11 protein-coding genes are annotated in these 12,021 nt (G+C 69.7%); 6 read left to right on the forward strand and 5 right to left on the reverse strand.

Going from position 1 to position 12,021, the window contains the following annotated elements:
* Nucleotides 1-126 precede the first annotated feature (126 nt).
* On the reverse strand, nucleotides 127-933 hold the full coding sequence (locus tag NYO99_RS11345) for a GNAT family N-acetyltransferase (RefSeq protein WP_268167287.1): 807 nt from the start codon (nucleotides 931-933) through the stop codon (nucleotides 127-129).
* 207 nt (nucleotides 934-1,140) lie between these two features.
* Between NYO99_RS11345 and rplM the strand changes: the two genes are divergently transcribed.
* The 3 genes from rplM to erpA all read left to right on the forward strand — a co-directional run bounded on the left by rplM (nucleotide 1,141) and on the right by erpA (nucleotide 2,433).
* Nucleotides 1,141-1,569, forward strand: coding sequence for a 50S ribosomal protein L13 (gene rplM / locus NYO99_RS11350; RefSeq protein ID WP_088482271.1), 429 nt, complete (start codon nucleotides 1,141-1,143; stop codon nucleotides 1,567-1,569).
* A 9-nt stretch (nucleotides 1,570-1,578) separates the two neighbouring features.
* Nucleotides 1,579-1,971, forward strand: a complete 393-nt coding sequence (gene rpsI, locus NYO99_RS11355; protein WP_268167288.1) for a 30S ribosomal protein S9 — start codon at nucleotides 1,579-1,581, stop codon at nucleotides 1,969-1,971.
* A gap of 99 nt (nucleotides 1,972-2,070) precedes the next feature.
* On the forward strand, nucleotides 2,071-2,433 hold the full coding sequence (gene erpA, locus NYO99_RS11360) for an iron-sulfur cluster insertion protein ErpA (RefSeq protein ID WP_268167289.1): 363 nt from the start codon (nucleotides 2,071-2,073) through the stop codon (nucleotides 2,431-2,433).
* 38 nt (nucleotides 2,434-2,471) lie between these two features.
* On the opposite strand, the gene NYO99_RS11365 is transcribed toward erpA, so the two are convergent.
* A complete protein-coding gene (locus NYO99_RS11365; protein ID WP_422395495.1) occupies nucleotides 2,472-3,602 on the reverse strand; it encodes an anhydro-N-acetylmuramic acid kinase in 1,131 nt (376 codons plus the stop codon).
* 37 nt (nucleotides 3,603-3,639) lie between these two features.
* Nucleotides 3,640-5,028: a M23 family metallopeptidase gene (locus NYO99_RS11370; RefSeq protein ID WP_268167291.1), complete on the reverse strand. Its 1,389-nt coding sequence runs from the start codon at nucleotides 5,026-5,028 to the stop codon at nucleotides 3,640-3,642.
* A 222-nt stretch (nucleotides 5,029-5,250) separates the two neighbouring features.
* On the opposite strand from NYO99_RS11370, the gene tyrS reads away from it, so the two are divergent.
* A complete protein-coding gene (gene tyrS / locus NYO99_RS11375) occupies nucleotides 5,251-6,477 on the forward strand; it encodes a tyrosine--tRNA ligase (RefSeq protein WP_268167292.1) in 1,227 nt (408 codons plus the stop codon).
* Nucleotides 6,478-6,481: 4 nt separating this feature from the next.
* Nucleotides 6,482-6,826 (forward strand): hypothetical protein, encoded by a 345-nt coding sequence (locus NYO99_RS11380; protein WP_268167293.1) that lies wholly within the window; start codon nucleotides 6,482-6,484, stop codon nucleotides 6,824-6,826.
* 40 nt (nucleotides 6,827-6,866) lie between these two features.
* On the opposite strand, the gene NYO99_RS11385 is transcribed toward NYO99_RS11380, so the two are convergent.
* Nucleotides 6,867-10,223 (reverse strand): S41 family peptidase, encoded by a 3,357-nt coding sequence (locus tag NYO99_RS11385; protein WP_268167294.1) that lies wholly within the window; start codon nucleotides 10,221-10,223, stop codon nucleotides 6,867-6,869.
* Nucleotides 10,224-10,278: 55 nt separating this feature from the next.
* Nucleotides 10,279-11,169, reverse strand: a complete 891-nt coding sequence (locus NYO99_RS11390; protein WP_268167295.1) for a 5'-nucleotidase — start codon at nucleotides 11,167-11,169, stop codon at nucleotides 10,279-10,281.
* 60 nt (nucleotides 11,170-11,229) lie between these two features.
* Between NYO99_RS11390 and NYO99_RS11395 the strand changes: the two genes are divergently transcribed.
* Nucleotides 11,230-12,012 (forward strand): substrate-binding periplasmic protein, encoded by a 783-nt coding sequence (locus tag NYO99_RS11395; RefSeq protein WP_268167296.1) that lies wholly within the window; start codon nucleotides 11,230-11,232, stop codon nucleotides 12,010-12,012.
* Nucleotides 12,013-12,021 lie beyond the last annotated feature (9 nt).

Below are 12,021 nucleotides of genomic sequence, written 5' to 3' on the forward strand. Positions count from 1 at the left end.
TTCGGCGGTGTCGCCGACGGACTCGCGGCGTATCGGGAATTCAATGTAGCGTAATCAAGGGACAGCTCATTGCTCGCTATTCCTGATTCCCCCGGCATGAGGGGCCCCAGGGCAAGGGGCCGCTGGCTACTCCTTGGCCGCGCGGCCCGAGGCGTCGAAGTGCGACTTGACCTCGGCGACGCTGTCGACGAAGTCGTTCAGCACCCGGGCCTGGCGCTTGAACTGGAAGTCCAACTCACCCAGGTGGCGCTCCAGGGCCTGCTCGACCTGGGAGCCGAAGGAGTCGGGCGGCAGGCGCAGCCAGGCGGCGGACTCGCTGCCGTCGCGCTCGACGACGGCACCCGCTGCGGTCGCGATGTGCAGCATGGGGCGGTTTTCGCTCAGTGCGTGGATGAAGAGCGTGTCGATGCCGCGATTGCGGGCGTGCAGCGCCGCTGTCTCGAACAGCCGCCGCCCCAAGCCCCGGCCGCGCGATTCGGGCAGCACCGACACGCCGAACTCCGCCATGGTGCGCGGCGGGTCGCCCTGCGCGGGCAAGCCGTAAGCCAGGTGGGCCATGGCCACCAGCCGCAGCCGGCGGTTGAAGATGCCCAGCACCTCATCGAGAGAAAAGTCCAGTGACAGCGCGTAGCGCCGGATCTGCTCGTCGGACGCGGCGTAGCCGAAGCGCAGATAGCGGTCGCGGGCATCGAGTGCGAACAGGTGGTCGATGATGCGGCGGCGGTGGCGGCGTGCCAGCGAGCGGATGGGCACCCAGGTCGACAGCCGCTCCAGCGCGGCGCGTGCAGTCGCCAGCAGCGGGCCGCTGCCTTCCTCGGGGCGTGCAGCGGCGGCGGGGGCTGGATGCGGGTCGGGCCCGAACGCCGACAAGACCTCGTCCCAGCCGGTGGCCGGGGCGTCCGATGAGGGGGCTGTGGTGGGCTTGCGGGGCATGGCCTGGCGCTCCTGGGCATAGAGTAGCGCGCCGGGCCTTTTCAAACCAGTGGGCTGCCTGCTACACTCGCCGGCTTTTCCGTCAAAAGGCTGCGGGAAAGAAGCCGCTCGAGAGGCTGTGCGTCAGATACAGCACCGAGAGTGACAAGAAGTTCAGCCATCCATCGCCGGCGTGTTCAACCCGCCGGCACAGCGAAAGCAAATCTCATGAAGACCTTCAGCGCCAAGCCGGCCGAAGTGACGCACGAGTGGTTTGTGATTGACGCCACCGACAAGGTGCTCGGACGTGTTGCCAGCGAAGTGGCACTCCGTTTGCGCGGCAAGCACAAGGCCATTTACACGCCTCACGTCGACACCGGTGATTTCATCGTCATCGTCAACGCCGACAAGCTGCGTGTCACCGGCAACAAGGCCACCGACAAGGTGTACTACCGTCACTCGGGCTTCCCCGGCGGCATCTACGCCACGAAGTTCAAGGACATGCAAGCCAAGCACCCCGGCCGCGCGCTGGAGAAGGCCGTCAAGGGCATGCTGCCCAAGGGCCCGCTGGGTTACGCCATGGTCAAGAAGCTGAAGGTCTACGCTGGCCCGACGCACCCGCACACCGCCCAGCAGCCCAAGGCTCTGGAAATCTAAGGAACGGCCATGATCGGAAACTGGAATTACGGTACCGGCCGTCGCAAGTCGTCGGTCGCTCGCGTCTTCATCAAGAAGGGCACGGGCCAGATCGTCGTCAACGGCAAGCCCATCGAGAGCTACTTCGGCCGTGGCACGTCCATCATGATCGCCAAGCAGCCCCTGCTGCTGACGAACAACGGTGAAGCCTTCGACATCAAGGTCAACGTGCACGGTGGCGGCGAGTCCGGCCAGGCCGGCGCGCTGCGCCTGGGCATCACCCGCGCGCTGATCGACTACGACGCAGCCCTGAAGCCCGAACTGAGCCGCGCCGGCTTCGTCACGCGTGACGCGCGTGAAGTCGAGCGTAAGAAGGTCGGTCTGCACGGCGCCCGTCGCCGCAAGCAGTTCAGCAAGCGTTAATCCGACGCTTCGACTCAAAAGGCCGCTTCATGCGGCCTTTTGTTTTTGCGCTGACAATCCCCATCTACGTTTCCCGACAGATTCCAACAGGAGCCCGCCATGAGCGCCGTGCTTGACACCCCCACCGACATCCCCGTGCCCCTGGTCTTCACCGACAGCGCCGCCGACAAGGTGCGCGACCTGGTCGCCGAAGAGGGCAACCCGGACCTGAAGCTGCGTGTGTTCGTGCAGGGCGGCGGCTGCTCCGGCTTCCAGTACGGCTTCACGTTCGACGAGGCCGTCAACGATGACGACACGCAGATGCAGAAGAACGGCGTGACACTGCTGATCGACTCGATGAGCCTGCAGTACCTGATGGGCGCCGAGATCGACTACAAGGAAGACCTGCAAGGCGCGCAGTTCGTCATCAAGAACCCGAACGCGACGACGACCTGCGGTTGCGGCTCGTCCTTCTCTGTTTGATCGACCTGCGGAGGCAGGTTCGGCTTGTCCCGGTCTGATCAGGCCGGGTACAGGCAACCCAGGAGCCGCAGCCCGGCGGCTCCCGTGACGGCCGGCAGATTGCCCGGCCGTTTTTCATGGAAGCACTGCGCCAGCCAGGCGAAAGCGGCGGCCTCCACCTGATCCACCGGCAGACCGTGGTCAGCGCTGGATTCGAGCGTCACGCTGGGCAGCAGGTCCGCCAGGCGCTGCATCAGCCGCCCGTTGCGCGCGCCGCCGCCGCAGGTGATCAGCGTGGCTGCAGAGGGCATTTGCGAGCCCAGGGCCTCGGCGATGCTGCGCGCCGTCAGCTCCAGCAGCGTGGCCTGCACGTCGGCCGGCGCGGCGTCGGGCGGGAGCCGTGCGTCCAGCCAGTCGAGGTGGAAGAGGTCGCGGCCGGTGCTCTTGGGCGGTGTGGCGGCGAAGAAGGGCTCGGCCAGCAGGCGCTCCAGCAGGGCGGGCAGCACCTGGCCGCTGGCGGCCCAGGCGCCGTCGGCGTCGAAGGCCAGGCCGCGGTGGCGGGCGATCCAGCCATCCATCAGGCAGTTGGCCGGGCCGGTGTCGAAGCCGCCGGTGTGCCCGTCGGCAAACAGCAGGCTGAGGTTGGCGATGCCGCCCAGGTTCAGCACAGCAACATCTTGCTGATTGCTGCCGAAGAAGGCGCGGTGGAAGGCCGGCACCAGCGGGGCGCCTTGGCCGCCGGCAGCCACATCGCGGCTGCGCAGGTCGCAGATGACGTCGATGCCGGTCTGCTCGGCCAGCAGGGCGCCGTTGAGCAACTGCGTGGTGTAGCCGAGCGGGCCGTCGGGGCGGTGGCGCACGGTCTGGCCGTGGGCGCCGAGTGCGGTGATCTGTTCGCGGCGATGGCCCGTAGCCTCCAGCAACTGGGCGACGACATCGGCGTAACTGCAGGCCACGCCGTTGGCGGCCAGGGCTGCGCGGTGCAGTTCGTTGTCGCCAGGGCTGTTCAGGGCGAGCAGTTCATCGCGCAGCGCGTGCGGGAAGGCCCGGTGGACATGTCCCCGCACGGCCCGGCCGTCGAACAGCACGGCATCCACGCCGTCGAGCGAGGTGCCCGACATCAGCCCGACAAACAACTGACCTTCAGGCGCGGAAGGTGTCCGGGCCTCCTCGGGGGCGGTTGTGCTCAGCTCGGGGTGGCCCGTCGCCGACGCATCGAGGCGGCCTTCAGTCGGCGGCAGAGATGCCATCCACTGTCTGGGCCACGCTCAGCTGGGTCTTCACGCTGGCGACGACCTGCTGGAACTGGGCCTTGGCGTAGTTGGGCAGCGTGACGGCTTCGGAGGCGCGGGCGATCACGCGCGGATCGACATGGCGGCCGCCAACGCGGAACTCGAAGTGCAGGTGCGGGCCGGTGGCCCAGCCCGTGGAGCCGACGGCGCCGATGCGCTGGCCTTGCTCGATGCGCTGGCCTTTCTTGACGTCGATCTTGCTCAGGTGGGCGTAGACGGTGGTGCGGTCGCCGGCATGGCGCACATGCACCACGTTGCCGAAGCCGTTCTGCCAACCGGCCATCTCGACGACGCCGTCACCCACGGTGCGCACGGCCGTGCCGGTGGGGGCGCCGTAGTCCAAGCCGTTGTGCTGGCGCCAGGTCTTGTGGATGGGGTGAAAGCGCATCGCGAAGCCGCTGGTGACGCGCGAGAACTCCATCGGGCTGGCCAGGAAGGCGCGGCGCTTGCTCTGGCCGTCGAAGCCGTAGAAGCTGCCGCGGCCGGTGGCGCTGTCCTTGAAATAGACCGCCGAATAGGTGCGGCCGTTGTTCGTGAACTCGGCGGCCAGCAGGCGGCCGGCGCCGCCGTCCCACTGCACAGGCTCGCCGTCGGCGGTCAGCGTTTCGTAGACCAGGCTGAAGCGGTCGCCCTTGCGCAGTTCGCGGTGGAAGTCGATGTCGCCCGAGAACATGTCGGCCATCTGCGAGGCGATGGCGTCCGGGATGTTGGCGTCGTCCGTCGCGGCGAACAGCGAGGTGCGGATGCTGCCGCTGCCCAGCGCGATCTGGGCCTGCAGCGGGGCAGTCTCGGTGCGGGCTGTGAAGCGCTCGCCGTCGCGCGCGATGGTCAGCCGCGTGAAATGCGTGCCCGCCTGTTCGGCCTTCTCGGCCGGGAAGCGGGCAACGATCTGGTGCACCCGGCCGGAGGCATCGGCCGTCACGTGCACCATCTTGCCGGCACGGCCTTGCAGCACGCGGCGGGCCAGCGGGTCGGTGCGCAGGAAGGCAGCGGCGGCGGTGTCGAAGGCGCCGGCACGGCGCAGCAGGCTGTCAGGCGTGTCGCTGGAGCGGGTGGCCTCGGCGCGGGTCAGGCCGATGGCGTGGGTGGCCAGCGCTTCCAGCTGGGCTTCGATATCGGGGGTGGCAATCGTCTCGACCACCGTGCGGCGCGGCAGCTCGGTAGCGTCCGGGGCCAGCGGTGCGATGCCGAAGGCGGTGACGGCGAAGCAGCTGAGCGCGCCGACCACCGAGGCGGTCAGGGCGCGGGGGTGCTTGGCGGCGAAGGTCTCGGCGCTTTGCAACGCCGTCTGCAGCTGTCGGACTCGTTGTTGGAAGGCGGTCACGCTGGGCAATCTCGGGGTTGTCGCTGGGGCAATCCCGGCCAGGCCGGTTCCACGCGAGGGCCGCTGGTGGCGGCCTTAAAATCCATGACGGTTGTGTTGAAGCAACACCCCGTGCTCGAAGGGTGAATTCTAACGGCTCCCGCCTACACGGGGTGCCGGTTTACCCCGATGGATCAACAACTTAACAATTTCGTTCGGCGTGCTGCCGAACGGCGCTGCGCCATGTCCGACGACGCCAAGTTCCCCGTCACCGATGCCGTCCTGGAGGCGCTGGCCATCACGCGCCGCGGCGTGGATGAGCTGCTGCCCGAGGCGGAGTGGACCCGCAAGCTGGCGCGCTCGGCCGCCACCGGCGTGCCGCTGCGCATCAAGCTGGGCCTGGACCCGACGGCGCCCGACATCCACGTCGGCCACACCGTGGTGCTCAACAAGATGCGCCAGCTGCAGGACCTGGGCCACCAGGTCATCTTCCTGATCGGCGACTTCACCTCGTTGATCGGCGACCCCTCCGGCCGCAATGCCACGCGCCCGCCGCTGACCAAGGAGCAGATCCAGGCCAACGCCGAGACCTACTACGCCCAGGCCAAGCTGGTGCTGGACCCGGCCAAGACCGAGATTCGCTACAACTCCGAGTGGTGCGAGCCGCTGGGCGCGGTGGGCATGATCCAGCTGGCGGCCAAGTACACGGTGGCCCGCATGATGGAGCGCGACGACTTCACCAAGCGCTTCGCCGCCGGCACGCCGATCTCGGTGCACGAGTTCCTGTACCCGCTGATGCAGGGCTATGACTCGGTCGCGCTGAAGGCCGACCTGGAGCTGGGCGGCACCGACCAGAAGTTCAACCTGCTGATGGGGCGCCACCTGCAGCAGGAGTACGGCCAGGAGCCGCAGTGCATCCTGACCATGCCGCTGCTGGAGGGCCTGGACGGCGTCGAGAAGATGTCCAAGTCCAAGAACAACTACATCGGCATCACCGAAGCGCCGAACACGATGTTCGCCAAGATCCTGTCGATCAGCGACGTGCAGATGTGGAAGTGGTACGACCTGCTGTCGTTCAAGTCCATCGCCGAGATCGCCGCGCTGAAGGCCGAGGTCGCGGCTGGCCGCAACCCCAAGGACGCCAAGGTCGCGCTGGCCAAGGAGATCACCGCGCGCTTTCACAGCGCCGCGGCGGCCGATGCGGCCGAGCAGGACTTCATCAACCGTTCCAAGGGCGGCATCCCGGACGACATCCCGACGGTGGAGCTGACCGGTGCGCCGCTGGGCATCGCCCAGGTGCTCAAGGCCGCCGGCCTGGTGGTGTCCACCAGCGAAGGCCTGCGCATGGTGGAGCAGGGCGGCGTGCGCCGCGGTGGCGAGGTGATCTCGGACAAGGGCGTCAAGCTCGATGCCGGCGAGCACGTGCTGCAGGTGGGCAAGCGCAAGTTCGCGCGCGTCGTGCTGGGCTGAGCCCTTGAGCGCGCCCGTGCGCCTGGCCGTGCCCGAGGCGGCTGACCTGCGCGCACTGGCGGCCGGGTGGGTGAGCGCCGGGCGGCTGGATGCGGCGCTGGACCTGAGCGTCGTCGAGTTCGACGACCTGGCGCAGCTGGCCGGGGTCACCGTGACCGAGGTGCTGCTGTCGGGCGATGAGGTGGCGCTGCACTACCGCGTGGCCTGGACGGCCTTCCACGCCTGCGACGACCGCCACATCGGCGGCCAGCATGCGCGCGTGCTGCGCGGCCAGCGCGAGGGGGCTGCATGGGTGTTCCCGCCGCAGGCGCCCTGGCCCACCGCGCGAGACACGGCCGACGAGTTCTGAGCGCCAACAAAAAAGGGAGGCCGCGGCCTCCCTGTGGCGTTCACGGCTTCACGGGCCGAGGGTAGGGGCCGGGCTTCACGACCGGCACGGGCTGTTCGGCGATCTTGCGCTGGAGCTCGGCGATGGCGGCATCCAGCTGTGCGTCCTGGCCCAGGAAGGTGGCGCGGGGCGGGTTGTCGACGTCGATGTCGGGTTTCACGCCGATGCCCTCGATGAGGAAGCGGCCGTCCGGTGCGATCTGGCCGAACTCGGCGGCGCGCATGATGCCGTTGTCCAGCAGCCGGTTGCCGTCGGACAGCCACACGCCCGCGCCCGAGCTCTGGCGGCCGATGACCGGGCCCAGTTGCAGGCGCTTGAAGCCCTCGGCAAAGGTCTCGCCGTCGGAGTAGGTGGCCTCGTTCATCAGCACCACCGTGTGGCCGCGCCAGACGTTCTGCATGTTGGGATAGGTCGCGGCGCCGCCCGGCGAGCGCGGCTGCCAGAAGGCCCAGGCGCGGCGCAGCAGCTTCTCCAGGATCCAGCTGTCGATGCTGCCGCCGTTGTTGTGGCGCACGTCGATGATGAGACCGGCGCGGTCACCGGCGGCGTAGAACTCGCGCACGAAGTCGGCGATGTCGGCGCCGCCCATGGCGCGCAGGTGCACATAGCCGATGCGGCCCTGGCTGGCCTGCGCTACGGCCCGGGCGCGGCTGGTGCGCCAGTCGTTGTAGCGCAGCTGGTTCTCGCGCATCTGGTTCACCGGCGTGACGATGCGCTGCACCGGCTTGCCGCCCGCCGCCGGCTTCACGTCCAGCAGCACCTGGCGGCCGGCCTGGCCGCGCAACAGCTCCAGCAGGTGCGGTGCCTCAGCCGTGGCGCGGCCGTTCACGGCAGTGATGACGTCGCCCACCTTGAGCGCCAGGCCCGGTGCGGCCAGCGGCGGCGCGTCGGACGGCAGCTCGGTGTCGTAGGCGTAGATGGCGTCGATGCGCCAGCCGTCGGCCACCTTGGAGAAGCGGCCGCCCAGGCCTGCAAGCCCTGGCACCTCGCCAGCCTCACGCGTGTCGCCCGCGCCGATCTGGCTGTGCAGCGCGCCCAGCTCGCTGGCCATCTGGGCCATCAGCTCGGCCAGCTCCAGGCGGTCGGTCACGCGGTCCACCAGCGGCTCGTACTTGGTGCGCATGGCGGCCCAGTCAACGCCGTGCATGCCCTTGTCGTAGAAGTGGTCGCGCTGCAGGCGCCAGGCGTCGGCAAACATCTGCCGCCATTCGGCGCGCGGCTGCGTGGCGATCTGCCAGTCACTCCAGCGCACCTGATGCTTGGCCAGCTCGGTGGGCAGCTTGGGCGCGGCGTCCACGATCAGCACCTCCGGCGCGCCCTGGCCCTGGTTGCGCATCAGCATGAGCTTCTTGCCGTCGGCGCTCAGGTCGTAGCCGCGCACGTCCGGGGCCAGCGTCTCGGCGGCAGCGCCCTGGTTGTCGATGGCGATGGACTTGAGCTGGGTCTTGCGCTCCAGGTCGGTGTCCAGGAACCACAGCCGCTTGCCGTCCGTCTTCAGGGCCCGGTAGGTGCCGGCCGGCACCGGCAGTTCATGCAGCCGCTCGGCCAGGCCGTCGAAGACGATGGCGGGCTTGGCCTTCTTGTCGTCCTTCTTGTCCTCGGCCTTCTTGTCGGTGGCCTTGCTTTCAGGTGCGGCCTTGTCTGCGGGTTTCTCGGCAGGCTTGTCGGTGGCCTTGTCCGTGCTGCCCTCCAGCTCGTCCTTGGCGGCGAACGGCGAGCGCAGGCCCGGCTGCAGCGCCAGCGCAAAGAGCTTGCTGCGCGAGCCGAAGAACGGGCCGGTGTTGCGGTCGCCCCAGGGGCTGGAATTGCCGGTCACCGCGAAGTGGCGGGCCGAGGCGAAGTACAGCCACTGGCCGTCCGGGCTGAACGTGGCGCCGCTGACGTCGAAGCGGTCGCTGGTCAGCGTGTGGGTGCGGTTCTCGGCGATCTGGTGCAGCTGCAGCTGGCTGCGGTCGTCGTGGTTCAGCGGCACGGTCCAGGCCAGCACCTTGCCGTCGGCGCTGAAGCCTTGCAGCGTCGGCACGTCGTTGAAGCGGCCGCGCGCGATCTCGCGCGTGGCCAGCGTCTTCAGGTCGGTCAGCCAGACGTGGCCTTCCTTGTCGGTGTGGGCCAGCCAGCGGCCGTCGGGCGAGGGCAGCAGGTCACCGCGCTGCGTGACGACGCCGTTCGGGTTGCCGCGCGTGATCTGTTCGGGCTTGCCCGTGCCGTTGGCGGCAAAGCGCCAGATCTCGGTTTCGCCGCTGAAGTCGCAGGTGGCGAACACCTGCTTGCTGTCGCTGCTGAACTCGGCCTTGCGGCAGCGGCCGTCGGCGGGCTGCAGCAGCTCGGCGCGTCGAAGCTGCTGCACGCCCTGCGTGGCCAGGTGGCCGCGCGCGGCCAGCACGACGCGCTCGCCGTTGGGCGCGAAGGCCACGTCGGTCAGGAAGTCCTGTGGCTTGCGCACCCAGCGCTCGCGGGTCTGGTCGAAGTCGCCGCCGAGGGCGACGGCGAGCCGGGTCGGTGCGCCGCCCTGGGCGAGGTCCAGCGTGTGCAGGTCGGCCCCCAGCGCGTAGACGACGCGGCTGCCGGCGATGGAGGCGTGGCGGATGTCCCAGCCTTTGTGCGTGGTGTGCTGGCGCAGGTCACCGCCTTGCGCGTTGGCCGACCACAGGTTGACCGTGCCGTCGCGGTCCGACAGGAAGGCCACGCGGGCCTCGCCGGTGGCCGTGCGATAGGGCAGGGGGCGGCGGTCGTTGTGGCCCTCGGCGATGAAGGGCCGGGCCTCGGCGTTGCCGCTGAGGTCCAGCGCCCACAGGCGGGCGATGTCGCCACCGCGGTACTGGCGGGCGTTGTCGTTGCGGGTCTGGCCGTTGCGCGTGAAGTACAGCGTGCGGCCGTCGGCGCTGAGGGCGCCATCGGCGGCCTGGGCCACGGGCAGCTGGCGGCGTTGGCCGGTCTGCGGGTCCAGCGCATACAACTGCGTGCCGGGGTGGGCAGCCAGGCCGGTGTAGATCACCTCGCCCGCGGCGCTGAAGCCCCACACCTTCACACCGCCGCCTTCCCAGGTCAGCCGCCGCGGTGCGCCGCCGGCCGTGGGCATGACGTAGACCTCGGTGCCGCCGTCGTACTGCCCGCTGAAGGCCAGCCAGCGGCCGTCGGGCGAGACAGCGGGCTGGCTCTCCAGGCCGGGGTGGGTGGTCAGGCGCTGGGCCGCGCCGCCCGCGACACCGGTGCGCCACAGGTCGCCCTCGGCGACGAAGTAGACGTGATCGCCGCTCAGCGCGGGCTGGCGATAGAAGCCGTTGGTGCTGGCCCAGGCGCTGGTGGCGCCGGCCATGCACAGGGCCGCGGTGAGGGCGGCAAGGGGCAGACGGGGCATGGGGGTCTCCTCAAGGAGGCCGCATTGTGGGCCGGCGCTGTGCGCCGGCTATTCGTCACCCGCCCGCAACGCCCATGGCCACCTGGCCTGCTGGCACGTGGGCGGCGGCGCTCTGCACATGGCCGGCCTGGTCGTCGAAGAAGAAGTCCGGCTCGAACTCGCGCAGGAACTCCCCCTTGGCCAGGCCACCGAGGAACATGGCCTCGTCCACCTCGATCTGCCAGTCCATCAGCGTGCGCAGCGCGCGCTCGTGGGCCGGCGCGCTGCGGGCCGTCACCAGCGCCGTGCGCACCCGCATGCCCGGCGCCTGCTGCAGCGTGTGCAGCGCCTGCAGCAGCGGCTTGAACGGGCCGGCGGGCAGCGGTCGGTGGGCGTGGTGGCGCTCATGAGCCTGGAAGGCAGCCAGGCCGTCGCGCTGGAACACCTGCTCGGCCTCGTCGGAGAACAGCACGGCGTCGCCGTCGAAGGCGATGCGCAGCTCACCCGGGTGGGCGGCCGAGGCGCGGGCCGCATCGGGCAGCACACGTGCTGCAGCCACACCGGCCGCCAGCGCCTGGCGCACATCGTCCTCGTTGGCCGACAGGAACAGCTCGGCCGACAGCGGCCGCAGATAACGCCACGGTGACGCGCCACGCGTGAACACGCCGCGCTCGATGGCCAGCCCGTAGTGCTTGGCCGAGCGGAAGACGCGCATGCCCGAGACCGGGTCGTTGCGCGACAGCACCACCACCTCCACGCGCGGCGTGCCGCCGGTGTTGAAGGCCAGCAGCTTCTTCACCAGCGAGAACGCCACGCCGGGCGGCGCGGGCTCCTCCATCAGGCGCTGCTGCAGCGCCATGTAGGCCCGGTCGTCCCCGGCCTCGAAGACGCGGTTCTCGGCTTCGAAATCGAAAAGGGCGCGCGACGAGATCGCGACGACGAGCTGACCGGTGAGCGTGGCTGGCATGCGCGTGATTGTCGCGGCAGCAGCCGCGCCCTAGGATGCGGCCGCTCTAGGGAGAAAGCATTGAAGCGTCGACACTGCATCGCCGCCTGTATCGCCTGTGCCGGTGGAGCGCGGGCCCAGGCCTTGCGTCCGCTGCCGGCTGCCATCGGTTTTGATGAGGGCAGCCTGCCCACCATGTACCGCTCGGGCGCGCCCGCGCCGGCTCATGGCATCTACCCGGCCCTGGTGGGCGCGGCGTTCGCGCAGATGGGCCGGCCGTGCGAGCTGCAGGCCGTGCCCTTCAAGCGGCTGATCAGCGAGACCGACGCGGGCCATGTGCTGGCCGGCGCCGTCATCCGCACGCCTGAGCGCGAGCAGCGCTGGTTGTTCAGCCAGCCCTACTTTGTCGAGCGGCTGGCGGTGTATGGCACCGGCGCGCCCTTCAGGGGGCTGGACAGCCTGGCCGGCAAGCATGTGGGCGTGATCCGTGGCTGGTCCTACGGCGAGGCCTTTGACAACGCGCGCCGCCAGGGGCTGTTCCAGTGCGAGGAGGTGGCCGCCGACGTCAACAACTTCGCCAAGCTGCTGCGCGGCCGCATCGACTACGCCGTGGCCACGGAGCTGGGCGGCCGCATGCTGCAGCAGCTGCCGGCCTATGAAGGCCGGGTGCTGGCCGGCAGTGCGCCGCTGGGCGCCACACCCATCCACCTGGCGGTGCTGCGCGGCCTGGACGGTGCGGCGGCCTTGCTGCCGTCCTTCAACGCGGCGATGGAGTTGATGCACCGCAGCGGGCAGGCCGACGCGCTGGTGGCGCGCGAGATCGCGGCAGCGGCCGAACTGGTGAGATTGCTCCCCGCCGGCTGAGCTGGCTGG

The organism is Roseateles hydrophilus (assembly GCF_026712245.1).
In the GTDB taxonomy this organism is placed as follows: domain Bacteria; phylum Pseudomonadota; class Gammaproteobacteria; order Burkholderiales; family Burkholderiaceae_C; genus Pelomonas; species Pelomonas hydrophilus.